Annotated in this window: 25 protein-coding genes and 1 tRNA gene; 13 read left to right on the top strand and 13 right to left on the bottom strand. The window is 46.4% G+C overall.

Annotated features, from left to right (window positions below):
- Positions 1 to 2 precede the first annotated feature (2 nt).
- From ICN18_RS06910 to ICN18_RS06900, 3 genes are read left to right on the top strand one after another with little or no spacing between them, the layout of a single operon-like run.
- Positions 3 to 743, top strand: a complete 741-nt coding sequence (locus ICN18_RS06910) for an ABC transporter ATP-binding protein (protein WP_216189769.1) — start codon at positions 3 to 5, stop codon at positions 741 to 743.
- Positions 733 to 1,452 carry an ABC transporter ATP-binding protein gene (locus ICN18_RS06905; RefSeq protein WP_216859996.1) on the top strand — a complete coding sequence of 240 codons (720 nt, stop codon included), beginning with the start codon at positions 733 to 735 and terminating at the stop codon, positions 1,450 to 1,452. The genes ICN18_RS06910 and ICN18_RS06905 overlap by 11 nt, the downstream gene beginning before the upstream one ends.
- A gap of 5 nt (positions 1,453 to 1,457) precedes the next feature.
- Positions 1,458 to 2,264, top strand: a complete 807-nt coding sequence (locus tag ICN18_RS06900) for an alpha/beta fold hydrolase (protein WP_216189768.1) — start codon at positions 1,458 to 1,460, stop codon at positions 2,262 to 2,264.
- Between the two features lie 131 nt (positions 2,265 to 2,395).
- Here the strand turns inward: ICN18_RS06900 and ICN18_RS06895 are convergent, their stop codons facing one another.
- Positions 2,396 to 3,349 (bottom strand): alpha/beta fold hydrolase, encoded by a 954-nt coding sequence (locus tag ICN18_RS06895; RefSeq protein WP_216189767.1) that lies wholly within the window; start codon positions 3,347 to 3,349, stop codon positions 2,396 to 2,398.
- Between the two features lie 358 nt (positions 3,350 to 3,707).
- Between ICN18_RS06895 and ICN18_RS06890 the strand changes: the two genes are divergently transcribed.
- Together ICN18_RS06890 and infA are read left to right on the top strand one after the other, a co-directional pair.
- Positions 3,708 to 3,911, top strand: a complete 204-nt coding sequence (locus tag ICN18_RS06890) for a cold-shock protein (RefSeq protein WP_215391300.1) — start codon at positions 3,708 to 3,710, stop codon at positions 3,909 to 3,911.
- Positions 3,912 to 3,997: 86 nt separating this feature from the next.
- Positions 3,998 to 4,258 (top strand): translation initiation factor IF-1, encoded by a 261-nt coding sequence (infA, locus tag ICN18_RS06885; protein WP_216189766.1) that lies wholly within the window; start codon positions 3,998 to 4,000, stop codon positions 4,256 to 4,258.
- Between the two features lie 242 nt (positions 4,259 to 4,500).
- On the opposite strand, the gene ICN18_RS06880 is transcribed toward infA, so the two are convergent.
- From ICN18_RS06880 to tsaE, 6 genes are all read right to left on the bottom strand, one after another.
- Entirely contained in the window at positions 4,501 to 4,698 is a 198-nt protein-coding gene (locus ICN18_RS06880) for a hypothetical protein (protein WP_216189765.1), read from the bottom strand.
- 2 nt (positions 4,699 to 4,700) lie between these two features.
- Positions 4,701 to 5,219 carry an ATPase gene (locus tag ICN18_RS06875; protein ID WP_216189764.1) on the bottom strand — a complete coding sequence of 173 codons (519 nt, stop codon included), beginning with the start codon at positions 5,217 to 5,219 and terminating at the stop codon, positions 4,701 to 4,703.
- Entirely contained in the window at positions 5,216 to 5,413 is a 198-nt protein-coding gene (locus ICN18_RS06870; RefSeq protein WP_216189763.1) for an antitoxin VbhA family protein, read from the bottom strand. Before ICN18_RS06870 ends, ICN18_RS06875 begins: the two co-directional genes overlap by 4 nt.
- Positions 5,414 to 5,545: 132 nt before the next feature.
- Positions 5,546 to 5,621, bottom strand: a tRNA-Lys gene (locus ICN18_RS06865).
- Between the two features lie 86 nt (positions 5,622 to 5,707).
- Positions 5,708 to 7,054 (bottom strand): N-acetylmuramoyl-L-alanine amidase, encoded by a 1,347-nt coding sequence (locus ICN18_RS06860; protein WP_216189762.1) that lies wholly within the window; start codon positions 7,052 to 7,054, stop codon positions 5,708 to 5,710.
- Between the two features lie 6 nt (positions 7,055 to 7,060).
- On the bottom strand, positions 7,061 to 7,615 hold the full coding sequence (gene tsaE / locus ICN18_RS06855; protein ID WP_255532129.1) for a tRNA (adenosine(37)-N6)-threonylcarbamoyltransferase complex ATPase subunit type 1 TsaE: 555 nt from the start codon (positions 7,613 to 7,615) through the stop codon (positions 7,061 to 7,063).
- Between the two features lie 43 nt (positions 7,616 to 7,658).
- Here tsaE and queG point away from each other — a divergent pair, with 43 nt between their 5' ends.
- Genes queG through ICN18_RS06840 form a run of 3 tightly spaced genes read left to right on the top strand, consistent with a single transcriptional unit; the run spans position 7,659 to position 9,925 of the window.
- Entirely contained in the window at positions 7,659 to 8,768 is a 1,110-nt protein-coding gene (gene queG / locus ICN18_RS06850; RefSeq protein WP_216189761.1) for a tRNA epoxyqueuosine(34) reductase QueG, read from the top strand.
- A 3-nt stretch (positions 8,769 to 8,771) separates the two neighbouring features.
- On the top strand, positions 8,772 to 9,557 hold the full coding sequence (locus ICN18_RS06845; RefSeq protein WP_216189760.1) for an AzlC family ABC transporter permease: 786 nt from the start codon (positions 8,772 to 8,774) through the stop codon (positions 9,555 to 9,557).
- Between the two features lie 8 nt (positions 9,558 to 9,565).
- On the top strand, positions 9,566 to 9,925 hold the full coding sequence (locus tag ICN18_RS06840; RefSeq protein ID WP_216189759.1) for an AzlD domain-containing protein: 360 nt from the start codon (positions 9,566 to 9,568) through the stop codon (positions 9,923 to 9,925).
- A 34-nt stretch (positions 9,926 to 9,959) separates the two neighbouring features.
- On the opposite strand, the gene ICN18_RS06835 is transcribed toward ICN18_RS06840, so the two are convergent.
- A complete protein-coding gene (locus ICN18_RS06835; RefSeq protein WP_216189758.1) occupies positions 9,960 to 13,058 on the bottom strand; it encodes an FAD-binding and (Fe-S)-binding domain-containing protein in 3,099 nt (1,032 codons plus the stop codon).
- Entirely contained in the window at positions 13,055 to 13,741 is a 687-nt protein-coding gene (locus tag ICN18_RS06830; protein WP_216189757.1) for a GntR family transcriptional regulator, read from the bottom strand. The genes ICN18_RS06835 and ICN18_RS06830 overlap by 4 nt, the downstream gene beginning before the upstream one ends.
- A 228-nt stretch (positions 13,742 to 13,969) precedes the next feature.
- Between ICN18_RS06830 and ICN18_RS06825 the strand changes: the two genes are divergently transcribed.
- The 3 genes from ICN18_RS06825 to ICN18_RS06815 all read left to right on the top strand — a co-directional run bounded on the left by ICN18_RS06825 (position 13,970) and on the right by ICN18_RS06815 (position 17,204).
- Positions 13,970 to 15,154, top strand: coding sequence for a pyridoxal-phosphate-dependent aminotransferase family protein (locus ICN18_RS06825; protein ID WP_216189756.1), 1,185 nt, complete (start codon positions 13,970 to 13,972; stop codon positions 15,152 to 15,154).
- Positions 15,155 to 15,299: 145 nt separating this feature from the next.
- Positions 15,300 to 15,707 carry a GlcG/HbpS family heme-binding protein gene (locus ICN18_RS06820; RefSeq protein ID WP_216189755.1) on the top strand — a complete coding sequence of 136 codons (408 nt, stop codon included), beginning with the start codon at positions 15,300 to 15,302 and terminating at the stop codon, positions 15,705 to 15,707.
- A 6-nt stretch (positions 15,708 to 15,713) separates the two neighbouring features.
- A complete protein-coding gene (locus tag ICN18_RS06815; protein ID WP_216189754.1) occupies positions 15,714 to 17,204 on the top strand; it encodes a DEAD/DEAH box helicase in 1,491 nt (496 codons plus the stop codon).
- On the opposite strand, the gene gluQRS is transcribed toward ICN18_RS06815, so the two are convergent.
- Positions 17,205 to 18,155 carry a tRNA glutamyl-Q(34) synthetase GluQRS gene (gene gluQRS, locus ICN18_RS06810; RefSeq protein ID WP_216189753.1) on the bottom strand — a complete coding sequence of 317 codons (951 nt, stop codon included), beginning with the start codon at positions 18,153 to 18,155 and terminating at the stop codon, positions 17,205 to 17,207.
- Between the two features lie 3 nt (positions 18,156 to 18,158).
- Here gluQRS and dnaE point away from each other — a divergent pair, with 3 nt between their 5' ends.
- Entirely contained in the window at positions 18,159 to 21,776 is a 3,618-nt protein-coding gene (gene dnaE, locus ICN18_RS06805) for a DNA polymerase III subunit alpha (protein WP_216189752.1), read from the top strand.
- 57 nt (positions 21,777 to 21,833) lie between these two features.
- Here the strand turns inward: dnaE and ICN18_RS06800 are convergent, their stop codons facing one another.
- Genes ICN18_RS06800 through ICN18_RS06790 form a run of 3 tightly spaced genes read right to left on the bottom strand, consistent with a single transcriptional unit; the run spans position 21,834 to position 24,540 of the window.
- Positions 21,834 to 22,991, bottom strand: a complete 1,158-nt coding sequence (locus ICN18_RS06800; protein WP_216189751.1) for a glycosyltransferase family 9 protein — start codon at positions 22,989 to 22,991, stop codon at positions 21,834 to 21,836.
- An 11-nt stretch (positions 22,992 to 23,002) separates the two neighbouring features.
- Positions 23,003 to 23,782, bottom strand: a complete 780-nt coding sequence (locus tag ICN18_RS06795) for a glycosyltransferase family 2 protein (RefSeq protein WP_216189750.1) — start codon at positions 23,780 to 23,782, stop codon at positions 23,003 to 23,005.
- A complete protein-coding gene (locus ICN18_RS06790; protein WP_216189749.1) occupies positions 23,779 to 24,540 on the bottom strand; it encodes a glycosyltransferase family 2 protein in 762 nt (253 codons plus the stop codon). Before ICN18_RS06790 ends, ICN18_RS06795 begins: the two co-directional genes overlap by 4 nt.
- A gap of 10 nt (positions 24,541 to 24,550) precedes the next feature.
- Here ICN18_RS06790 and msbA point away from each other — a divergent pair, with 10 nt between their 5' ends.
- Positions 24,551 to 26,314, top strand: coding sequence for a lipid A export permease/ATP-binding protein MsbA (msbA, locus tag ICN18_RS06785; protein WP_216189748.1), 1,764 nt, complete (start codon positions 24,551 to 24,553; stop codon positions 26,312 to 26,314).
- Positions 26,315 to 26,340 lie beyond the last annotated feature (26 nt).

The following is a 26,340-nucleotide window of genomic DNA, read 5'->3' as shown; positions in this document are numbered from 1 at the left end:
AGATGAGTCCCATTCTTCAAGTTTCCGATTTAAGTAAATCCTTTGGTGGCCTGAAGGTGACTAAGGGTGTCAATCTCACTGTGAATGCAGGTGAGAGGCACTTATTGATCGGGCCAAACGGCGCCGGTAAAACTACGCTGTTTAATTTAATTGCTGGTGATCTAGCTTCAGACTCTGGAACGATCACGCTAGCAGGGAAAAATGTAACCAAGCTGACAACTGCCAAGCGCGCACAACTGGATTTAGCAAGAACCTATCAAATTCTGACGCTGTTTGGAAAAGACAATTTAATTTCAAATGTGAAGTTAGCGCTGTTAGGAAAAATGCCGCTGCGTTGGAAATGCTGGGGGTCTTTCTTATCCGAAGCGGATTTAGACCAGAAAGCATTGGCTGTACTGGAGAAGGTAGGGCTTGGTGCCAAAGCCTATTTGCCTTTAGAGCAAACATCCTACGGAGAAAAACGTCGCCTAGAAATTGCAATGGCCTTAGCTCAAAACCCAAAAATCCTATTGCTCGATGAGCCTTTGGCAGGTTTGTCGACCGAAGAGCGTGAAACGATTACCGCTTTACTCCAGCAAATCGATCGCAACATTACTATCTTGATGATCGAGCATGATATGGCTGTAGCCTTGGCCTTTGCTGACCGAGTAACGCTCTTGCATTACGGTGAAGTGATTACCAGTGGCACACGCCAAGAGGTCGTAAACGATCCACGCACCAAGGAGATTTATCTTGGCCACTAATTCCATATTAAAGATCAAAGACCTCAATGCTTTTTATGGCGATAGCCATATCTTGTATGACGTGTCATTTGAGCTAAAGAAGGATACCGTTTTAGCTCTCTTGGGCCGAAATGGTGCAGGTAAAACGACTTGTATTAGTTCCATTATTGGATTCTTGTCCGGTAGAAGTGGCTTGATCGAGCTAGATGGCGTGCCACTGCAAAACTTATCACCAGAGAAAATTTGCCAGGCAGGCATCGGGATTGTTCCGCAGGGACGTCGCATTTTTCCTAGTCTGACCGTAAAAGAAAATTTAGATGTCGCTTATCAAGCGCCTCGATCTGGAAGTTCACGCCAGTGGTCTCTTGAAGATGTCTTTCAGTTCTTCCCACGCTTGAATGAGCGCAAGAATCAAATTGCAGGCAGCTTATCTGGTGGTGAGCAACAGATGTTGGCCATCGGCAGAGCTTTGATGACCAATCCTAAAGTCTTACTTTTAGATGAGCCTTCAGAAGGTTTGGCGCCGCAAATTGTGAAAGAGGTGGGCAATATTATTGCTACGCTCAAACCCTTTATTTCTATTGTGCTGGTTGAGCAAAATCTTAATCTTGCTTTAAGTGTTGCAGATGACGTAGTGCTGCTGAATGGTGGCAGAGTAGTCTTTGCTGGCAGCAAATCACTGTTTACTGAAAAGCAGCAGGAGCTACAAGCTCACCTGAGCGTGGAGTAATCGATATGCAGGATTTATTAAAGACAGCAAAGATCGGCAATTACGACATTCAGTATCTAGATGTTGGTCAAGGTGTACCAGTGGTCTTAATTCATGGCTTAGCGGGTGACTACAGCGCCTGGACAGCCCAGATACAGCTTCTCAAAGATCATTTCAGGGTGATTGCATTTGATAACCGTGGGGCAGGTAAGAGCACTCAGGTTGATGAACCGATTAGTACTCAAGACCTTGCAAAAGATACTCTTGGCTTGATGGATCACCTTGGTATCGAATCGGCACATATTGTGGGTCGATCCATGGGTGGTGCGGTAGCGCAACATATGGCGCTCATGTCACCAGAGAGAGTGAAATCTTTAGTGCTGTGTGCATCATTTGCAGTGCTTGATCCACTAGGTCGTCGTGTGTTAATCAATATGCGCGAAGCACTGGAGTGGCGTATGAATTGGGCGGACCATGCTCGTCATTCAGTCCAAAACTTTGTGTCAGCGGACTTCTTTAATACAAAGCAAGAGCAAGTTAAAAAGATTGAGGCACTCATTGGTGGTGAGACTAGATTACCCGCTTGTTACATTCGTCAGAATGAGGCCTGCCAAAATCATGACACCACTGCTCAGTTAGCCAAAATACAGCAACCAACACTCATCATGGCCGGAAAGAATGACCCCATTTGTTCTTTGACTGCTACAGAGATCATGAGTAAAGGCATCCAAGGTTCAGAAACCATCCTATTTGACAATGCGAGCCATTTTTTCTTGATGGAGCAGCCTGAGAAATTTAATCAGAGTCTTAAAAACTGGCTAGATACGCATTAATTAAAGTCTGGTAGACGAGAAAATAACCAAGTAATCAGATTGGAAAGGCTTGTGAAGCCGATCAAAAGCACTGGGGTGAGGGCGGCATCTTTTAAAAATCCGCATTTGCGATTGAAAGCCAATCAAGTGGGTTAGTCCTTTTGCAGAAATACGTTTACGGTTTCTGAAAGTTTCTTATAGCTTTGGAATAAGAATGCATGCCCACCCTCATAAAAAGCTAACCAAGCAAAAGGTATTTGGTTGGCAATAACTACTGAGTTTTTGGGGTTATCAATGATGTCTTCACGACCATCCGCAACTAGAACGGGAACTTTAATATTCTTTAGATCCTTGTAATTTTGATTGTCCGCATCCCATAAGGTGATGCGAGCACGAACTTGGCGCGCTTTTGTTTCCTTTGATACTATAAAGTCATCAGGGATAGTCCCTGCAGCTTTTGCTGCTACCCAGCGTTCATACACCAGCTTGGCAGCTGCTTTACCTTCAGGTGTCATTGGGAACAGCAACTCGAAATTCTCCATCGGAGAAAGGCTTGGGTTATTCAATTCCTCGCCAACTTTTTTATTGATGGCAATCTGATATTTGCCACCGGGATTGGGGGCGCACAGAATTGCTTTGTTGATTAGCTCTGGGTGTCTGATAACTAGTTGTTGTCCAATCCGAGCACCCATTGACCATGAGAATACATTTACCTTGTTAAAGCCCAGCGCTTTAACAAGGCCCGCGGCATCATCTGCCATTTGTGGAATGGTGGTGTTATTTGCTTTGGTGTCAGTAGATAGTCCGGCACCACGATTATCAAAAATGATCAGTTGATTATTTATTGCTAGCTCATCAAGTAGGGCGGGGTCCCATGCACTCAAGGTACCGGCATAACCCATGATCATAATCATGGGGTCGCCTTTACCTTTTAGGTAGTAGGCTAAGTTCACGCCATTCACCGAGGCATACTTAACTTCAGGCTTTTCTTGTGCTTGCGCTGGAATGTGCACACTAAGAGAAGCCAATAGGGTGGCAAAAGTTAAATAAACACCTCGCATAAAGGAGATCTTTAAAAGGCTGGAGACCTTATTGAATAGCTTCATGATTACCTATTGTTTGCGTTATTTTGGATAAAAGAAAATATTAGCATTGCAATGCTGGACCTAAAAAACTGGTTATTGCTAGTGGGTCGCGCGAGATTCAAAATCCCTAATAACGGATCGTCAAAGCGCTTTAACCTGTGCCTATGGCTGTTTTAAAGGTGAATTGTTGATAAATAATCTTTATTGACCAAAGTAGAGTAAAATACATTTAGCGATTTTCAAGCTAATAGTGTTGTTGTACTAGTAATTAATACCGCAGTTCTGCGATAGTTCTTCTTAGCATCTCCCTCGCCATTCTTGACTTTCGCCCTATTTGGGGCATAGCCCTTTTTTATATTTTTTTAAGGAATAGTCAGATATGGCAAATGGAACTGTGAAGTGGTTTAACGACGCTAAAGGCTTCGGCTTTATTACCCCTGAACTCGGCGGCGAAGATTTATTTGCCCATTTTTCAGCAATCAATAGCAGCGGATTTAAGTCTTTGGCTGAAGGTCAAAAGGTGACTTTTGATATTACTACTGGCCCTAAAGGCAAGTTAGCATCCAATATTCAACCTGTTTAATTCGGAAGCAAATGCCAGGCGGAAATTATTTGCCTGGTTCAAAGCCCAGCATGACTGGGCTTTTTTATTTTTATTAAGGATGTTAAATGGCAAAAGAAGAATTGCTTGAAATGGAAGGTCTTGTTGATGAAGTGCTGCCGGATTCTCGTTATCGGGTTACCTTAGACAATGGCCATAAGCTTATTGCCTATACAGCAGGAAGAGTCAAAAAAAATCACATCCGCATTTTGGCTGGAGATAAGGTTTCTTTAGAGCTCTCTACTTACGACTTGAGTAAAGGCCGTATCACATTTAGACATATTGAGAAGAAGCAATCTTTTGCTGGTGCGCCGAAAAGACGATATTGATCTTTGAAGTTTAAAGCCGCAAGCTAAATTAATATCAGCAAAGAATCTCAGGCGCTGGTCGATAACACCCTAGGCAGTCAAAAAACATTAGAACCACCTTCGGGTGGTTTTTCTTTGATTGCTTATTGCCGCTATAAGTTACCGACACATTCCAAACAGCTAAAAGAAAAGAGACCACATTGCTGTGATCCCTTTGTATAACTGGTGGGTCGGGCGAGATTCGAACTCGCGACCAACGGTGTTTAGGCTGTAACTTGACGCTGTTTGATGAGTTCTGCAGCAGGGATCCGAACAATCTTGCCGTCAACGGTAGTTACGATTGCGGTATTGGTTTGAATTGCCAAGTCTATTGCGGCTTGTCCAGCACGTTGCATGGCGTAGTAAGATCCAGCAATATCAGGATCTGATGAATTACGTATATCTTTGCTTGGAATAGTCATAGTCAACCTTGGTCTGTTTGTTCGGGCGGAGTTTTATCTCCATCTAACAATATCCATGATTTTACAACTTTTTGATATTTGGGCAAATTCTCGAGGCCGGCGGTATATCGCCTACGAATGACCTCTTCAGGGATGTTGTGCCCTCCCTGTGCCACTCTCTCTTTTACACGCGAAATAGCTAACTCAGAGGAACTTAGTGCAATAAACCAGAGTTTGATGGCGTACCCCAGATCTTTCCACTCCTGAATACGTTGCAGATAATGTGTGCCAGATAGAGTAGTTTCAAAGGCAAAGCTTTCGCCTGATTTGGTGTACTCATCTAATTCGTTTAGCATCAATCGAGCTGCTTTGAATGAAACAGACTCTGGGTTAAATGGTGCTAAACCAGCGGCTATGAGATCAGCATTAACAAAGCGAAAAGTATGCGCTTCTTGTGGCAAGAAGTTCTTGGCAAAGGTAGTTTTACCGGCTCCATTGGGTCCGGCAATAATGATAATTTTTTTATTTAAATTGACGGTCATTTGATTGTGCTCTTAATATAACTTTGCTTAGTTTCTTCTATTAATTGGGCGATACTTTTTTTGCCATTTATATAGTCAGTAAGTTTTTGTTCAAACTGCGTTGCTAGGGCGATGCCTTCAATTCGAGCAGAGGCAATGGCGTTGCAAACGATGTATTGGCGAAGCTGATGTGTTGTTACGAGCTTTGCTGGCATTCCACTATTTTATTGGATTTGGGTTGGATTCCCTAGCCAAAAAATGGCCCTAAAATACCCTTTAAAGAGCTATTCGGGGGGGGGTTGATGTAAGTGATAAAAAAGCCCCGCAGAAGCGAGGCTTAGTAATGCTGGTGGGTCGGGCGAGATTCGAACTCGCGACCAACGGATTAAAAGTCCGCTGCTCTACCGACTGAGCTACCGACCCAGTTAAGCCATAAATTATAGCAAGAAGTTTGTAGCTCTTCCCTCGGTCTGCGGGGTCTACCCCTCAAGCCTTGTAACTACAAGATCCTAGGAGTTGACCCGTCTGGCAACTGGTGGATTTTTGGAAAAATAATCCTTAATTCCCCTCAAAATCGCCTCTGCAATCCGATCCTGATAGCTGTCATCGTTTAATCGTGCCTCTTCCTGTGGATTACTAATAAAAGCGGTCTCAACCAGGATGGAAGGGATGTCTGGGGCCTTCAAAACCGCAAAGCTGGCCTGCTCAACCTTGGGTTTATGTAAGGCTGCAAATCCACCAATTTGTTTCAGTATGGAGTTGCCTACCTGTAGAGAGTCCTTAATTTGCGCCGTGGTCGACATATCTAAGAGCAGGTTAGCAACTTGTCTATCTTGGGTCTTGATATTGATGCCACCGATCAGATCGGAGGCATTTTCTTTATTGGCCATCCAACGCGCTGTTGTACTACTCGCTCCCATTTGTGAGAGTGCAAATACCGAAGCCCCTTTGGCATTTCTTTCGATGAAGGCATCTGCATGGATTGATACAAAGAGATCTGCTTCAACACGTCGGGCTTTTTGTACCCGGACATGCAGCGGTACAAAGTAATCGCCATCTCTAGTTAAGAAAGGGCGCATATAGGCTTCGCCTTCAATCTTATCTTTCAGCCTCTTGGCAATAGCGAGTACAACATTCTTTTCTCTTGAGCCTGCAGCACCAATGGCGCCAGGATCCTCGCCACCATGCCCAGGATCAATCGCTATGGTGATCAAGCGCTTGTATTTAGCAGGCGCTGGCAATTCTTTGGTTTCAGGTATGGCTTGAGCTACAGGGGCCGCTGGAACTTTGGCAAGCTCCTTTTCTTTCTTGGTCGCAAACTGCGCAATCAAATCTACTTCTTCATTGGATTTTTCAAGAGCGCTTTCTTTCTTGGCGCTACTTCTGACTAAAGCCATTAATGGATCTGGTGGGGTAGTGGGGTAGAGGTCGAACACCATGCGGTAGTTGTACTCACCAATGGGGTCAAGCGTAAAGAGTTGCGGCTTGATCGGTTCTTTAAGATCAAACACCAAACGCACAATACCCGGCTGAAATTGCCCAACCCGTACTTGTGAAATATACGGATCGTTTGGTTTTACTTTAGCAACCAAGTCTTTCAGCGTCGGATTAAGTTCTAGGCCCTGGACATCTACCACCAAGCGATCTGGGTTTGTCAGAATCTGCTGGGTAATCGGCAGTGGTGTATCGGATTCCAGGGTAACGCGGGTGTAGTCTTCAGATGGCCAAACACGTACCCCTAAAATCTTGGCGCCCCAAGCAATATCAATCTCAGTCAACAGTAATGCAAAACTCAAGAACTTTGCTGAAGTCTTGAGATGTTGCCTCCTGGAGAGATTCATTTTTTTATTGCTCATTACTTATCAAGAATTGGTCATCACTAAAAGTGATTGAATTTCTTCAACTACAACTTGGCCTTGCTCTGAGAAGGCATTCATCGTAATGGAGCGCTCGTTTTCATCGGCGCCAGTAATAAGTTGTAATTGAATGTCAAATGTTGGCAGAGTGCCCTCAGCTTTTTCCGGCCATTCAATTAAACAGAGTCCTGGCACATCAAAGTGCTCCGCAAAACCCGCTTCTTGCCATTCCAATGGATCACGCATGCGATATAAGTCAAAGTGATGCACTGTAAATGACTGATTATTCTTTGTAATTGGATAAGGCTCGCACAGAGTGTAAGTAGGGCTCTTTACTTTGCCCTCGTGACCAAGGCCTTGGATGAGGTATCTGGAGAAGGTAGTCTTGCCAGCCCCTAAGTCTCCCTCTAGGGAGATATTGAGATGGGCGCTAGGGTTCTGGGAGATCCATCGCTCAAGACTGGCGGCAAAAGCTTTAGCAAGTGCAGCGGTTTCCGCTTCCTGCCTACAATGTTGCTTAAGGGCTGCTTTTGATGCCAAAGGCATCTGATTTCCGGTCATTGCCCTAGTTTATTCAATTATTGCGCTACATTCTGTATTCCATATGCCTTTATCTGCCAACCCTCAGTCTTTAGATGAGTCGAATCTACGTGATTGGCTTGGGGCTCAAGCTACGGCGCTAGGCTTTGATGGCTTACGCATTACCGATACGCACCTGGGCCCTGCCAGTGAGCGCCTTAATAAATGGCTAGCTGAGGGACGCCATGGTCATATGGAATACATGCAGCGCCATGCTGATCTTCGAGCTAATCCTGAGCTCCTGGTGCCGGGGACGGTCCGAGTGATTTGCGTATCTCTTAATTATTTGCCACCAGATACCAACTTTGATGCTGAGTGGCAAAGACTCGAGGGTCCTACTCAAGCAGTAGTGTCGATGTATGCCCGCGGGCGCGATTATCACAAGGTATTACGTAATCGCTTGCAAGAATTTGCCAAACTCATAGAGGAAAAGATTGGTGCATTTGGTTATCGCATATTTACTGACTCAGCACCCCTCATGGAAGTGGAGTTAGCTCGCAAGGCAGGATTAGGTTGGCGTGGCAAACACACACTCTTACTAAATCGTGAATCCGGCTCTACCTTTTTCTTAGGCGAAATCTTGGTAGATGTGCCATTGCCAATAGATCAAGAGATTGAAGAGCATTGCGGCACCTGCACTGCTTGTATTGATGTCTGTCCTACACAAGCAATTACGGCACCATATCAATTGGATGCACGGCGTTGCATCTCCTATCTCACGATTGAAAATCCTGAGGCAATTCCAGTGGAGTTCCGCTCTGCAATGGGTAATCGCGTATACGGCTGTGATGATTGCCAACTCATTTGTCCTTGGAATAAGTTTGCTAAGCGTACAGAGTTGCCAGACTTTGCAAGACGCCATGGCCTAGGGCAGGCAACACTATTGCAGCTTTGGTCTTGGACCGAAGCGGAGTTTGAACAACGTCATGAAGGCAGCGCCATCCGCAGAATTGGTTATAGCCGCTGGCGTCGTAATTTAGCAGTAGCCATGGGTAATGCGCTGGCAAGCTCTGCTATAGCGGATGGTGATAAATCAGCAATACGCTTGGCATTAGGTGAGGCGCTTACAGATGCTGACGCTTTGGTGGCTGAGCATATTGAATGGGCTCTAGCTTCCTACAAGGCTTACAATTAATCCATGTCATCCGCAGACCAGCCCTACATAGATCCTAGCGAAATCGCGCTAGAAGAGTCTGCAGCACAACGCTTTAAAAATCCCGGTGATGCATTTTGGTCTGGCATTCGGGATGCAGCAGGTGCTCCTGCGATGGTGCTCTTTGCTGGCATGGTTGGCTTTGGGGCAATGGGTAAAACCAACGGCTTTGATGTTTGGTTTACTACTTTCACTTCATTCTTTATGTTTGCATTACCAGGGCAGGTGGTCTTGCTCGAGATGGCCATTACCGGTTCATCCGTTGTGGCGATTGCTTTAGCAGTCACGCTGACATCTACACGCTTTATTACGATGACGGTGACACTCTTTCCACAGTTTCATCAAAAAGATCGTAACCGCAGTCTGTACGCTTCAGTGCATTTATTGGCAATGACGGCATGGGCTATCTCCATGCGTGAGTTTCATGCGATCGAGGTGAAGCATCGTCTTAGCTATTTTGTTGGCCTGGGATTGCTATGTTGGTTAATTTCTATTCCAGGGACCATCTTGGGTTTTTACTTGGCGGGTATGGTGCCTGCCCCCGTAACCTTTGGCCTCGTGTTTATTAACCCGTTATTCTTCTTGCTTACCTTTACTGAAGTGAAGCCTTGGATTAATCGCCTTGCGATTTTCTTGGGCTGTATCTTTGGCCCCATCTTCTTTGTGATCGATCGTGACACTAGTTTATTAACAGCAGGATTAGTATCTGGAACGATTGCTTACTTCATTGATCGTAAGCTCTTACGCAAGAAGGCTGGGATGCTTGGATGAGCGGGGCGATGGACACCTTAAATCATATGAGTGATGCCCTTTCTGGTTGGGGGCTATGGATCGCTTTGGTAGGCGCCTGTCTGGGTACTTACTTCTGTCGTGCCATTGGGGTGTTTCTGTCACAGAGTATTAACCAAGATAGCGAGATCTTTCGCTGGTTGGCTGCCGTTACCTATGCGATGGTTGCTGCGCTTACAGTGCGCTTGATTGTTATGCCGCTCGGTCTCATGGCAACAGTGCCTTTATGGATACGTGTTCTGATCTGCGCCTTAGCGATTGGCGTGATGGTATCTAAACCCACAAAACGATTGGTTCCAGCCTTATTGACTGGAACCTTGTTGATGGTGGGTTACGGCGTAATTCGTTAAATAAAAATACGCTGCACCACTATCTTTTTTGCCTTTATAGATGCGCCGCCAAGATTCTGGCGATATGCACAACTTCTCTTTGGGTGCCATCTGCAATTTGATGACGGCAGCTCGTTCCATCAGCTACCACCCAACTATCCGGCGACTTACGAATACTTGGCAATAAACTCGCTTCTGCCATTTGCTTGGACACTTCAATATGTTCAGCTTCGTAGCCAAAGCTACCGGCCATACCGCAGCAAGACGATTCAATCAGCTTCGGCTCTGCATTTGGAATAAGTTTGAGCAATTCCATTGCAGGAGTAACGGCTGCAAATGACTTCTGATGGCAGTGTCCATGAAAGAGCACTGCTTTATCAGCTGCTTTGAGATTGAGCTTTAGATTTCCGGCTTTAGCTTCGCTAGCCAAGAACTCTTCTAGTAACTGCGCTTGCTTAGAAACGCTCACTGCACGTTCACCAAAGCCCATTACGAGTGCTTCATCTTTCAAGGTAAACAAGCAAGAAGGCTCTAAACCAATAACCGGAATATTCTTATCCGCATAAGGCGCTAGGTGATCAACCAACTCACCAAGTGTTTCCTTCGCTTTATCAACCATGCCGGCCGCAAGATAGGTTCTGCCGCAGCAAAATTCTTTAGAGCAAGCACTTGCTGATTTTGTTGAGACCTCTTGGTTCTTGCTTTGTGTTTTATGGGGGATGTGCACGCGATAGCCTGTAGCCTTTAATACTTTTAATGCGGCGATCAGATTTTCATCTTCGAAGTAAGCATTAAAGGTATCGGCCAATAGAACTATGCCTTTGCCATCGGTATTGCTGGCTAGTTGCTCCGGAGTGTATTGATAAGCAGTTTTTGCTTTCTGGTTCCAGAAAGTTTTGCTCTTCCAGATCGGCAGACTTCTTTGCGCAGAAATGCCCATGATCCATTCTTGTAGGATTGCAATGGGCTTAATGTGGTTGCGCAAATTCAGTAGAGCTGGCAAGAGCGGAATAGCGCTAATTGTGCTGGCATATTTGGGTAAATAGGCAACTGCTAGGTCTCGCAAAGAGTGGCCAACACGCTTCTTATAGGCAGACAAGAACTCAATCTTCATCTTGGCCATATCCACGCCAGTAGGGCATTCGCGGCGGCAAGCCTTGCAGCTTACACAAAGCTCCATGACTTCTTTAACGGCTTCGCTTGCCAATGGAGAGGACTCTTCAGTGCTACCACTATGTAAACCCAGTTGATTGGATAGGGCAAGACGTAAGGTATTGGCTCTACCGCGAGTGAGGTGTTTCTCATCACGCGTGACACGATAGCTTGGGCACATGACTTCCGCATCAAATTTACGGCAGTGGCCATTGTTATTGCACATCTCGACTGCTTTAGCCAAACCTAGTGCTGGATCGCCGCCAGTGCCTGGTGCAGTAGTTGCCTCAGTAACGGGGTCATTTTGCACATTCCAGGCAGACCAATCTAATGCAGGCTGTAGTGGAATGACCCTATAGCTTGGGGGAAATCTAAAGTTACTTACATCATCCATCTTGGGCGGATCAATGATCTTGCCGGGATTAAATAGTCCATTTGGATCAAAAGCGTGTTTGATTTCTGCGAGGGCTTCAGTGATCTTGGGGCCAAATTGCCAGGAGATCCACTCACCACGGCAAAGCCCATCGCCATGCTCGCCGCTATAAGCACCTTTGTACTTGCGTACCAATGCAGAGGCTTCTTCAGCAACAGCGCGCATCTTCTGGGCGCCATCTCTGCGCATATCTAAAATAGGGCGCACATGTAATGTGCCTACGGACGCATGGGCATACCAAGTGCCCCGTGAACCATATTTAGCAAATACATCAGTCAATGCTTGGGTGTAATCAGCCAAACTCTCGAGTGGTACGGCACAGTCTTCAATAAAGCTCACTGGTTTGCCATCACCCTTAAGGCTCATCATGATGTTCAGACCGGCTTTACGTACTTCCCATAAATTCTTTTGCAAGGATGCATCAGGCATCGGCACTACTGAGCCAGGTAAACCTAAGTCGCTCATCAATTCTTGTAGGGCTTTGAGCTTATCCAAGAGTGGGGCATGCGCCTCGCCAGAAAACTCTACCAATAAGATCGCCTCAGGCGTTTGTGCCGTGTGATCGATTAAGGCGGTTTCAATAGTCTTCTTAAAGCTTGAGTTACTGCGCGCCAAATCAATCATGGTGCGATCGACTAATTCAACGGCGGTAGGGCCAAGCTTCACAATATGTTGGGCGCTATCCATCGCTTTATAAAAGCTAGCGAAGTTCACAATACCCAATACTTTGTGTTGCGGCAATGGTGCTAGCTTGAGTTTGAGTGACTTGAAATAACCCAGAGTGCCTTCACTTCCAACCAATAGGTGAGCAAGATTCACGCTGCCATCTTGGGTGTAAGGTAATTCACTTTGTGGGTGAAAGATATCCAAGTTATAGCCAGCAACCCTTCTTAATACCTTCGGAAAGCGTGCCTCAATCTCTGGTTGTAGAGTGGTGGCTAGGTTTTTTACAAAGTCTCCTAACTGCTTTGCGGCTCCAGTGCTACTTGCGTAATCACTGAAGTTGGCAATTCTGCCATCTGCTAGCCATGCATCAATCCCTAAAACGTTGTGCACCATATTGCCGTAAGCAATTGAACGGCTACCGCAGGAATTGTTACCTGCCATACCGCCTATCGTCGCTTGTCCTGCAGTAGAGACATCGACTGGATACCAAAGACCGTGCTGCTTGAGTGAGCCATTTAAATGATCGAGCACAATGCCAGGCTCAACTTCAACATAGCCTTTGTCTAAGTTCACATCTAAAACATTTCTGAAATATTTGGTGTTATCAATAACCAATGCTGCACCAGTAGTTTGGCCACACTGGCTGGTGCCGCCGCCACGAGGTAAAACGGGTACCCCCATCTCAGCTGCAATCTGAATGGCATTCGCAATATCTTGCGCAGTCTTCGGTATAAACACGGCAACTGGCATCGCCTGATAGATAGAGGCGTCCGTTGCATAACGTCCGCGACTCGCGCTATCGGTCATTACTTCACCGGAAGTCTCCTTGCGAAGACGCGCTGCTAATGCGGCTTGATCAACCATCAGCTCTTTGAGTGCTTTCATTTCTACGGGCTTATTCATGATTTTGTAGTTTCTAGGCTGACTTCAGATTTGAGTAGCTGCGCAACGACGTCGCGTTTATTTCTGACGTGCTGGATCATCATTTTGCGCATGCGTGCACTATCACGTGCCTTGAGGGCATCCAGCATCTCTTGGTGTTCTTCCACGGCCTTTTCCCATTTGACGCCGTCTTGGTTTGAGCGAAAGCGCAGCGCTTCAATTCGTGCGTTTACTTGGGTAAAGAGTTTAGAGAGAACGGGATTGTTAGCCGCCTGATTAATCAGATGGTGAATGCGCAAATTGAGTTTGTAATAACTTGATAAATCACGACGCGCATATGAAGCCATCATTTCATATTGGAGGGCTTCTAATTCCGAGAGTGCGGCATCACTAATATTCTTGGCAGCTAACTCTCCAGAGAATCCCTCCAAATCCGCAATCACGTCAAAAGTATTTAATACGTCATCCAGACTGAGTTGCACTGCAATTGCGCCGCGATTGGCGATTAATTCCACTAATCCTTCAGCGGCCAGACGGCGAATCGCTTCACGAATAGGTGTGCGAGATACATTCAGGCTTTCGGCTAATTCACGTTCGTTGAGTTTGCTGCCAGGGGCGATCTTGCCCTCTACTAATAGAGAGCGTAGCTTTTCGAAAGTCGCTTCATGCAAACTTTGAGAATTCGGCTGTTCTATGACTGTCATGCGCTAACCCCTAATGAAGCTCTAGGCTTATTAATTTGTATACAAAAACAAGAATAAACGATCTTTTTGCATAAATACAGCCTTTAAATGCCTAATATGAACTTTATTTTGAGATTAATTTCAAATAATTTGTATACAAAATGGAAATTTCCCAAAAATTGTCATACACTAGCAGCAGAAATTACTACCTACTAACTATCTATAAAACCACCATTAGTGAGACACAGCATGTTGAAACTTGATAACCACGCATCAGGACGCCATTTTTTACATATTCCTGGCCCAAGTCCTGTTCCTCCGCGCGTATTGCGTGCCATTAGCTATCAAACCATCGACCATCGCGGTCCTGAATTTGGTGCGTTTGGCCTCAAGGTATTGGACGGCATTAAAAAGATTTTCAAAACTGAGCAGCCTGTCATTATTTATTCCGCTTCAGGAACGGGTGCCTGGGAAGGCGCATTAGTGAATGTTCTTAATCCGGGCGATAAAGTGTTGTTCTATGAAACTGGTCAATTTGCAAACTTATGGCGTGCACTTGGTAAGCGTCTTGGTTTAGATGTAGAAGTAGTTGGTAAAGCAGGGCAAGATTCTTGGCGTTGGGGTGTCGATGCATCTGTGATTGAAGAGCATTTACGTAAAGACACTGGTCATGAGATCAAAGCAGTTTGCGTTGTACACAACGAAACTTCGACCGGCGTGACATCAAATATTGCAGCGGTTCGCAAAGCGATTGATTCCTTAAAGCATCCAGCCTTATTGCTCGTAGACAGCGTATCTGGCTTGGGTTCAGCCGATTATGAGCATGACAAGTGGGGTGCTGACGTTACCATCTCTGGCTCGCAAAAAGGCTTGATGTTGCCACCCGGCATTGGCTTTAATGCTTTATCTCCACGCGCAATTGAAGTCAGTCAAAATAACAAAATACATAAGTCATATTGGGCTTGGGATGAGATTCTTGAGTCGAATAAAAATGGTTACTGGCCAACTACTCCAAGTACAAATCTCATGTACGGTTTGCATGAAGCGATGGACATGATGATGGCTGAAGGCTTAGACACCATTTTTGCTCGTCATCAACGTTTAGCTGCGGCTTGTCGTGAAGCAGTGAATGCTTGGGGTCTAGAAATTCAATGTCAGGATCAAGATTGCTATTCACCAGTCCTCACTTGCATTGCTACTCCTGAAGGTATGGATGCGGATGTATTGCGTAAACATGCTTTGGAGAAATTCAATCTCTCTTTAGGAACTGGTTTGGGCAAGATCAAAGGCAAGGCATTCCGTATCGGCCATTTGGGTGACTGCAATGAGCTGAGCTTGATGGCCGCCCTCAGTGGGGTGGAGATGAGCCTGGGTTCTATGGGTTACAAACCTAAGGCCAGTGGCGTAGTCGCAGCCCAAGAGTTCCTTAAATAAGAAGGACTTAGAGCAGCACAGAAGCGCATTAAGTGGGGTGGAGCCTGATTCTGTATAAGGAATCGCGCTACACCCCTTATAATTCAAGTACTTATATAGAAGTGCATGAAATAAATACACCATATTCGAGACAGAAAGATTAAACATGACTGCAACTAAACCTTACTTAACTCAAGCCGACGCTCAAAAGATTTTGGACGCTGCCGACAAACACGCAGCTGCAAATAACTGGGCAGTAACGATTGCTGTTTGTGATGATGGTGGTCATATGTTGGGTTTAATCCGTCGTGATGGTTGCGCTCCTGTATCTGCATACATTGCTCAAGAGAAAGCTCGCACAGCTGCAATGGGTAAGCGCGAGAGCCGCGTTTACGAAGAAATTATTAATAACGGCCGTACTTCATTCTTATCTGCCCCACACATTTCGGGCATGTTAGAAGGTGGGGTCAATATCGAGGTAAACGGGTTTACCATCGGCGCAGTCGGCGTTTCCGGCGTTAAATCGACAGAGGATGCTGAAACCGCTAAGGCCGGCATTGCTGCCATCCTGTAAGTTACCTTGACAAATACTGCTACTGAAATAAATTCTTCTACAGGGGTTAGCGATGCCGCTACCCCTAGTGTTAATAACACTGACGCTGCTGCTGTCGCTGTTACAGCCACTCCGGCAACAATCACTTTTGCTGATTTTGGTTTAGACCCGAAAATTCAAAAAGCGGTTCTAGAGCAGGGCTACAACACTCCGACTCCGATTCAAGCGCAATCGATCCCACACGTTTTAGCGGGTAGCGATTTGATGGGTGCTGCGCAAACCGGTACTGGTAAGACAGCCGCCTTTGTGTTGCCGATTATTCAAAAGATTTTGCGTCATGCTAGCAATAGCGCATCACCAGCACGCCATCCAATTCGTGCATTGGTTCTAACGCCAACACGTGAATTAGCTGTGCAGGTTGCTGAAAATGCAGCAAATTATTCCAAGCATACCGATTTACGTGCTGCCGTTGTGTATGGCGGCGTGGATATGAAGGAGCAAGTTGCTACCTTGCGTAATGGCGTCGAGATTTTGATTGCTACACCAGGACGCTTGCTGGATCACATTGGCTCTAAAGTCGCCAACCTCTCACAGGTAGAGATTTTGGTATTGGATGAAGCTGATCGCATGCTCGATATGGGTTTCTTGCCTGACTTGCAACGCATCATTGATTTGATTCCAGCACAAAGACAGACGCTCTTGTTTTCGGCGACTTTCTCCCCAGAAATCAAAAAGCTGGCACAAAGTTATTTACGTACCCCTGTCACTGTTGAAGTAGCACGTCAAAACGCTGCAGCAGATACGGTGAAGCAGGTGGTCCATATGGTTGCGTCAAGCGATAAGCAGCGCGCGATTGTCCAAGTGTTAGAGGCTCGAACACGTGCTGGTTTATCACGCCAATGCATCATCTTTACCAATAGCCGTTTAGGCTGTGCCAAGTTATCTCGCGCACTTGAGCGTGACGGTATTAAAGCGGGCGCGATTCATGGTGACAAGAGTCAAGGTGAACGCACTTTAACTTTAGATGCTTTTAAGTCAGGCGCAATCGAAGCCTTGGTCGCAACCGATGTTGCTGCACGTGGTTTGGATATTTCCGATATGCCTTGCGTGATTAATCACGAGTTGCCATACAACGCAGAAGACTTTATTCACCGCATTGGACGTACTGGTCGTGCCGGTAGTAAAGGTGATGCGATTGCCTTGGTTGATGCCAGTGAAAAACGCTTGCTCGACGATATTGAAAAGTTGATGAAGCGTAAGTTGGATGTGAAGCCTTTGCCTGAAGGCGCGCCTTCACAAAGCCGTCCATCATCCAGTGGTTATGGCAGCTCTAGCGGCTCTAGAAGCTCTTACAGCGCACCAGCCAAAATGTCAGACCCTTTCTTCTACAAGCCTTACGAGCCAAGCACATCAACTACTTCTACTGCAGACACTGCAAAGCCTGAAGAGAAAAAAGTGGGCATTACGCCTGCTAAGCCCGCTGTTGGCGCGTTGCTTGGCGGCTTTAAGAAAAAATAATTAACTTCGCCATGCATGAGTGGCTGCTAATAGCCACTCTGCAATAGTGACATTCTCACCATCAGGCAAATTCTTTAATCCTAAATGGTTTGCCGCTTTGCGTAATTCCAGCAGGGAATGTTTTTCATCTTGAGTATTAATTTGAGTTGCTAGAGTTTGCTTACTCAGTTTTTCACCATACTCATCGAGCACCAGTGGTAGATGAAGATATTCTGGTTTCTTGTATCCCAATACTTCTTGTAGATAAATTTGTCTTGCCGTGTTGCTGAGTAAATCTTTCCCTCTCACAATATGGGTGATGCCTTGCTCGGCATCATCAACGACTACTGCAAGCTGATAAGTAAATAGGCCATCACTCCTGCGTAGGACAAAGTCACCCACTTCAGTATTGAGGTTTTGGTTTTGCGGCCCTAGTGCTAAATCCTCAAACTCAATATGGCAATTTTGGGGTAAGGCAATTCGCCAAGCTTTTTGTAATGCCCCTAAAGTTTCTGTGGGGTTGCTGATGGCATCCTTGGGGCGGCAGGTGCCGGGATAGAGCATCTCTTGGTTGCGCGGGGTTTGGATTCCGAGCTTGGCTAGGGAGTTGGCAATCATTTGCCTGGAGCAGGAGCAGGGATATAGGCATTGGAGCTCATTTAAGCGCTTTAGAGCCCTTTGGTAGGCGTCTTGGCGCTTGGATTGAAAGATGACCTCCTCATCCCAGGAAAGGCCGCAAGCAAGCAATTGGGACTGGATTTGCTGGGCCGCTTCAGGGGTGCAGCGGGGGGTGTCTAAATCCTCGATTCTGAGCAGCCATTTACCCCCATTTTTACGGGCATCTAACCAGCTTCCAAGGGCGGCAACTAGTGATCCGGCATGTAGCGGACCGGTGGGCGAGGGGGCAAATCGCCCACGATAGCCGTCGGCTGGGGATGAAGGGTTTTTAAGTGTCGACACAGCTAAAATCATCTCATGGCTTCACCCCGTTTTGTACATCTTCGCGTCCATTCCGAGTTTTCGATTACGGATGGAGTCGTTCGCATTGACGATGCGGTTGCTGCCGCCGTCAAAGATGAGATGGGTGCCTTGGCCATTACTGATTTAAGTAATTTATTTGGCTTAGTGCGCTTCTATACCGCCGCTCGTTCTGGTGGGATTAAGCCGATTGCTGGAGCAGACGTGTGGATTAGCAATCCACAAGATCCAGATCAACCCTATCGCTTATTACTTTTGGTTCAAAACCATTCTGGCTACCTCAATTTATGCGAGTTGCTGAGTAGAGCGTCTTTAGATAATCAATCCCGTGGTCGCGCAGAAGTGGATTCAGCCTGGTTTAGCGAACCTGCTGCAAAGGCAGAAGATAAAGCCGCTAAACGCACCCTTGCTTATGGCTTGATTGCACTCTCTGGCGCGCGCATGGGAGAAGTGGGTACGGCACTATTAGGTGGCCAAGAAGATCATGCCAAGATTGTTGCCCAGCGTTACGAAAAACTCTTTCCGAAGTCTTTCTATATTGAGGTTCAACGCGGTGGCAATCCTCAAGATGAAAAGCAGTTGCAGCTTGCTTGCCATCTTGCCAATGAATTAGATCTGCCCGTCGTGGCTACGCACCCTGTTCAGTTCATGCAGAAGAGCGACTTTACTGCCCATGAAGCCCGTGTTTGTATTGCTGAAGGGGAATTGCTAGGTAACCCACGTCGCGCCAAAAAGTTTAATGATGAACAGTATTTCCTGACCCAGGAAGAAATGGAAAAACGCTTTGCGGATTTGCCGGCTGCTTTGGCAAACTCAGTTGAAATTGCGAAGCGTTGCAATCTCTCTTTAGTGTTGGGTCAGCCACGCTTGCCAGATTTTCCAATACCGCCTGGAATTACTTTAGAAGACTATTTGTTGCAGCAATCTGAGGTCGGTTTGAAGCGCCATATGGAGCGCAACTTCCCGGATGCGGAAGAGCGCGCAAAAGAAATGACGCGCTACCAAGAGCGTCTTGTATTTGAAGTGAAGACAATCGCTCAAATGGGTTTCCCAGGCTACTTCTTAATCGTGGCAGACTTTATTAACTGGGCCAAAAATAATGGCGTACCAGTAGGTCCTGGTCGTGGATCTGGTGCGGGCTCATTAGTAGCTTACTCATTGGGTATTACCGATCTAGATCCACTACGTTACAACTTGCTCTTTGAGCGCTTCTTAAATCCAGAGCGGGTATCGATGCCCGACTTTGATATTGACTTTTGCCAACACGGTCGCGACCGTGTGATTCAGTACGTTAAAGATAAGTATGGCAAGGATGCGGTGAGCCAGATTGCTACCTTCGGTACGATGGCTGCGAGAGCGGCTATTCGTGACGTGGGGCGTGTGCTGGAGCAGGGCTATAACTTCGTTGACGGTATTGCTAAGTTGGTGCCAAATAAGCCGGGTCAGTACATGACTATTGAAATGGCGAAGAAGGAAGAGAAGCAATTAGCTGAACGCGAAAAGAATGAAGATGAAGTGCGTCAATTACTTTCTTTAGCGCAGCAGTTAGAGGGTATGACCCGTAACGTCGGTATGCATGCGGGTGGTGTGTTGATCGCCCCAGGACGACTCACTGATTTTTGTCCGCTTTACACGCAAGAAAGCAAAGACCAAGACAGCAGCTCCGTCATCAGTCAGTTCGATAAGGATGACGTAGAAGCGATTGGCTTGGTGAAGTTCGACTTCTTGGGCTTGACCACCTTAACGATTTTGGCTGCAGCAGAGCGTTGGATTAAAACGCTGCATGCAGATCGCAGGGATTGGAGTATCGGCGAGATTGCGCTTGATGATGAAAAAGCCTTTGATGTTCTGAAGCGCGCTAATACAGTCGCCGTGTTCCAGCTAGAAAGCCGTGGCATGCAAGGCATGCTTCGGGAGGCTAAGCCTGACCGCTTCGAAGACATTATTGCGTTAGTGGCTTTGTATCGTCCGGGCCCAATGGATTTGATCCCAGACTTTATTGAGCGTAAGCATGGACGCCAAAAAGTAGAGTACCCCGATCCGCGTATCGAACCTGTTTTGCAAGAAACCTACGGCATCATGGTCTACCAAGAGCAGGTGATGCAAATGGCGCAGATGATTGGCGGCTACTCATTAGGTGGCGCTGATATGTTGCGTCGTGCGATGGGTAAGAAAAAGCCAGAAGAGATGGCTCAGCATCGCAAGATCTTTAGTGATGGTGCAAAAGCAGGCGGTATTACAGAATCTAAGGCAAACGAGATCTATGACTTGATGGAGCGTTTTGCGGGCTATGGATTTAATAAGTCCCACGCTGCTGCATACGCACTCTTAGCCTATCAAACTGCTTGGCTCAAGGCGTATTACCCTGCTGAATTTATGGCGGCCAACTTATCACTCGCCATGGATGACACCGATAAGGTGAAGATTCTGTATGACGATTGCTTGGCTAACAACATTCGTGTGTTCTCACCAGATATCAATACCGGTGTTTATGAGTTCACGCCATTACGTGCTCCAGATGCAGCTCCTGATTCGCCGATTAGTCATGTGCGTTATGGCTTGGGCGCAGTGCGTGGTACGGGCGAGGCTGCAATTGAGTCGATCGTTAAAGCGCGTGAAGCCGGTGGACCATTTAAAGACTTGTTTGATTTCTGCGCACGCGTCGATCGTCGCCAGGTAAACCGTCGTGCTATTGAAGCGCTGATGCGTGCCGGTGCATTTGATAGTCTTTATCGGGATACTGTTCCTGCTGGCGGTAACTTGTATGACATCCGTTCCACTTTGCTTGCATCTCTTGCTAGAGCTATTGAAGCCGCCGAACAAGCAGAAGCCTCGATTCATCAGGTAAGTTTGTTTGAAGTGGCTGGTGAAGAAAATCGCCACCTCCCAGAGTTAGTGCGTGAGCCCGTCTGGTCAGAGAAGAAACGATTGCAAGAAGAGAAGACTGCTTTAGGCCTTTGTTTAACGGGTCACATGTTTGATGCATATCGTGATGAGACTTCCCACTTTATTCGTCAGCCTTTATCAAAAGTTGCCGAAGGCAAGGATCAACTCATTGCTGGCATTATTACTTCCGCTCGAATGCTGACAGGCCAACGTGGTCGCATGATGATTGCAACTATCGATGATGGTACGGCTGCCCTTGAGGTGACCTTGTATAGCGAAGTGTACGAACCAAATCGTTCTTGGCTTAAGGAAGATGAGCTGTTAGTGGCAAAAGTAAACATAACGCCAGATAAATTCTCAGGCGGGATGCGTATCGTGTCTGAAGCAGTCATGGATATCACTGGTGCACGCATGCGCTTTGCCCGTAACGTCCATGTCTGCATTGATAACGCCATTGATATCAAGATGCTCCGTAGCCAAATCAATCCTTATCTCATGGCTAATCGCGTGCGGGATCCCAAATTAGGGGCGCATGCTCCGGCCGCGCCAGGATCCAATGAGGGCATGAAAGGCTTGATGTTGACTGCTGCCGTAACAACCAGTGGTGGCGCTTGCCTCATGCAGTTCCCGGAAGAGCTGCGCATCTATCCAGATGACGCTTGCTTGCATGGCTTAAACCAAATATTGGCTTCTAAGCAAAAAGATCCCGTACAGATTCAGTATCACTAAGAGCCATTAAGGGCCACTAAGGGCTACTAAGCAGAATTCCCGTGGGAATCATTGCTGTTAGTTTGATATTGCTTTTTGAATGGCCTCAATCACCTGCTTGGGCTCAAGAAGGTCCAAACACTCGCTGTAGCTATCCGCTTTATCTAAGCAGCCTGCTTTGCGGCAAGGTACGCATTCACCTGGACCTTGCAAGATAGTGACGTTGCCAACTGTTTGGGTGCGGGCACGCAATTGATATGGTTGTTCGCCAATAAAGCCGTTAGGCCATGGACCAAAATTGGTTGGTGGCGTTGCGCCAAAGAGTGTGATGGTTGGGATATTGCATGCCGCAGCCAAATGGGTAATTGAAGTATCAACCCCAACATATAAAGCGGCGCCACGAATTAATGTTCCTGCCTGAGGAATAGACAACTTGCCTGCGGCATTAATGACTTGTTCTGTAGTTCCCCCATCAAGCAAGGAAATGATGTCATGGTTGAGTTGCACATCTTGCTTCGCAGGGGATGCGCTCAAAACCACTTGATTGCCTTGCTGAACCAGCCAAGTAATGAGTTCTTGCCAATACGCCAATGACCAACGTTTGTAAGCAGTCAACGGCCCTGGGTGGACAACAACATAAGGCTGCTTCAGCTCATTAGCAATGATGGGTGTTAAAGGCTCGCCTTCAGGCGGTGTTACTGAAATAGGCTTGAAAAATAGCTCAGCAGGATTTTTAAAGAAGGCTTCTAGTAGGCGCAGCTTTTCTGTGATGACATGCTGTTTAAAGTAATCAACATCCACGGTGTGCATGCAGATGAATTTCTTCCAAGCGTTTTGCTTCTCACTCTTGCTGCGCTTACGTTGATCTTGAGCTTCTTTACCTTGCGGGTGACCACCAAGCACGCCTACTCTTCTAAAAGCTGCTACCAAGCCATACAGGTAGGCACGGTCACTGGGTTGCGTCACTACTGCTAAGTCATAGCGCTGAAACAGTCGATTAATGAGTGAGAGATATTCACCGAAGCCGGGGCGATCTGAAGTTTCAATCATTTCAGCAATATCAGGATTGCCATGCAACATCTCTAGCTTGCCGCGATATCCTAAAAAATGAAATTCTGCATCAGGCCAAAGCTCTCTCGCCTTGCTAATTAAGGGTGTTGTTACTAAAACGTCACCAATTTGCCGCGTGGCAATGAACAAAACCTTTTTAGGTTTGAGTTTGGAGAAATTGCTCATCAAATCTATCCTTACAGGGCCTTAGCCAAAATCTTTTCGCGAACGCGGCGAGCATTCTCGGCAGCATTGCTTTGATCATTGATTTTATGAAAGAGATGGAGCACTTCGGTAGACCATGAGCCTGACTTGCGATGGATGCCGTGGTGTTGCAAGCGGAATACAAAATCAGCGTCTTCATGACCCCAGCCTGTCATAGTTTCATCAAAGCCATTGATCGCTTCGGCATCTGCTTTCCAACAGGCCATATTGCAACCTTTGATACGGCGCCAAACAAATTTTTTGTAATCACGCCAAGATCCATTTCCAAGCTTGATCTTGAGGGGCCAGTATTTATTAATACCTCCACCAATACGCTTGCCAATGAGGTTTGAGCAAAAACGCTTAAAACTCCACTGAGACCAAGTAAGTAATTCTCTGGTGAGGCTTTCATTAAGCAAGATTCTGCTGCCAGTAACTAAGTAACTTTTTTGCGCCAATGCGCGATGACGCGCCACAAAGTCGGGTTGCACAATGCAATCACCATCTAAAAATACTAAGTAGTCACCGTGAGCTGCAGCAATCGCTTGATTGAGAATTTTAGTTTTCCGAAAACCCTGATCTTCTTGCCAAAGATGCTTAATCGCTGCGGGATGCGAGCTTTTAATAGACTCGATCACTTGTTTTGTAATGTCGGTAGAACCATCATCAGCAATAATGATTTCAAAGTCTTTATCGGTTTGCATAGCCAGCGATTCGAGGCAAAGCTTGAGGGCTTGAGGCCAGTTGTAGGTGGCCAGCAAAATCGAAATCATTTACCGGCGCCCTGATTGAGATGCCATAGTTTGATATAGCGGTAGTAAGTTCCCTGACCGTTAGATACGGCCAATGCAAATCCTTGAGCGCCATCTAAAAAGCCTGCACGCAGAATATATGTCCTAAAGAATGCCCAGGCCCCATGAAGAACAGCCTTTAGGGGGCTACTCGTTTTACCTTTGGCAAATGCTTGTTCAGCAGACGCAGTAGAGTAGCGATCCAACTTTTGTAGCACTTGAGAGTAGTTCATGAAGCTGTAGTGCAGCATGGGATTCTTGAGTTTGGCAACCTGGCCATTAGGGATGAGGCGCTCATGAACGAGGTCATCGGAAAAGCGGGCGGTTCCGCGCTTAAAAAGGCGATCAACGTAATCAGGGCTCCAGCCAGAATGGCGAATAAAGCGTCCGCAATACCAAGATAGTCTGGGGATGGCAAAACAATCCACATGGGCGCTATGGTGAATGGCCGTCAAAATTTCAGATTTGAGGGCAGGAGTCAGTCTTTCATCTGCATCGAGGGAAAGCACCCACTCGCCTGTAGCGAGGTCAAGCGCGCGGTTCTTTTGGGGGCCAAAACCAGGCCAATCAGGCGGCTGGGAAAGGGTGGCACCATGCTTTTGGGCTATTTCCAAAGTGCGGTCAGAGCTATTGGTATCAACAACCACGATCTGCTGGGCGATCCCCTCTAGGGAAGCCAGACAATCGTCCAAATTGGCCTCTTCATTGCGGGTGATGAGTATGACTGATAAGGTGGGCATAATTCATTATATGAATGCTCAAGACCGTACCGCCCTAAATCGCTTAATTACCTACCTCAAGCCCCATATTGGCTTGATTATTGGTTCACTTTTAGCCATGGCTGTTGTAGCCGGGGCTGAAACTTCGATTCCGGCCCTCATGAAGCCGTTACTGGATCGAGGATTTACTGGGCAACTCAATAGCAAGTTATGGCAAGTACCTGTTTTCTTAGTTGGCCTTGCGTTAGTTCGCAGTTTGGCTCAGTTTTTATCAAGCTACTTACTTACCAGAGTGATTAATTCGGTGCTGCTGAAGTTGCGTGAGCAAATGTTCCAAACCCTCTTGCATGCCAGCACCACCTTTTTTCAGAAGAATTCCGCATCCAATTTAATTAATGGAGTGGTATTTGAAGTAAATAATGTTCTTACTGTGATGGGTGGAATGTTAATCAGCTTGGTTAGAGATTCACTCACCGTGGTTGGTTTAATGGGGTATTTGATCTACTTGAACTGGCAATTAACTTTAGTCGTTTTAATTATCTTTCCCGTGATTGCATTCATCATGAGCAAGATTAATCGTCGCTTAAGATCTCTTAATAGAGAGCAGCAGGCACTCACTAGCGATCTTGCATATATTGTTGAAGAAGCTGCTGCTGGATATAAGATCCTTAAAGTACATGGTGCGCATGAGTATGAGATGAATCGCTTCATGGAGAAGGCTGAGCGCTTACGCCAATTCGCCTTAAAGTCGGCGGTAGCTGGAGGCCTGAATCAACCAATTACGCAGCTCATTGCCTCAATGGCTTTGTCGGTGGTGCTGGTGATTGCCTTAATGCAATCTGCCACTGAAGGCACCACTGTCGGTGGTTTTGCGGCATTTATTACTGCAATGATGTTGGTGATCTCTCCTTTAAAGCATTTGGCTGATATTAATCAGCCCTTGCAACGTGGATTGACTGCGGCGGAAATGATTTTTGGCTTAATGGATCAGCCATTTGAAGAGGATGAGGACCGCAAACAAAATATGAAGCCTTTGGATAAAACTAAAGGCGGAATTCGTTTTGAGAATGTCGGATTTGCATACGAACAAGAAGGCGATCGTAAGGATGCTCTCAGTAATATCAACCTCACAATTAATCCTGGCGAAGTTGTTGCTTTTGTTGGGCCTTCCGGTGGTGGCAAGTCAACCTTAGTAAATTTATTGCCTAGATTCTTTAAGCCAACAAGCGGCCATATTTTCTTAGATGACATTCCATTAGAAGATATCGTGCTGGCCGATGTACGTCGCCAAATTGCTTTTGTAAGCCAGGATGTCATTCTCTTTAACGATACGATTGCTGCTAACGTGGCTTATGGCGCTGCCGGCCAAGATGGGATCGATCGTGGTCGCGTGATGGAGGCCTTGGAGGCTGCCAATCTGAGCGCTCTTATTAAGGAGTTGCCAGAAGGGATTGATTCCTTGGTGGGCGATAACGGCAATCGCTTATCTGGAGGCCAGCGTCAACGCTTAGCAATTGCGCGTGCTATCTACAAGGATGCCCCAATTCTGATCTTGGATGAGGCCACATCAGCCTTGGACTCTGAGTCTGAGCGTCAGGTTCAGGAAGCGCTCGATACCTTAATGGCCAACAGAACTACTTTGGTAATTGCGCACCGTTTATCAACCATTGAACATGCCGACCGAATTGTGGTGCTTGAGCAAGGTAAGATTATTGAGAATGGCTCACACGATGAATTGGTCAAGCATGACGGGCTTTATGCAAACTTACATCGCATTCAATTCTCAAACGCTTAATGCAATCTAGGAAAAGCAGTCAAGGA

The sequence above is a fragment of the Polynucleobacter parvulilacunae genome (assembly GCF_018881715.1).
In the GTDB taxonomy this organism is placed as follows: Bacteria; Pseudomonadota; Gammaproteobacteria; order Burkholderiales; family Burkholderiaceae; genus Polynucleobacter; species Polynucleobacter parvulilacunae.
This window is presented reverse-complemented; position numbering and strand designations above follow the sequence as displayed.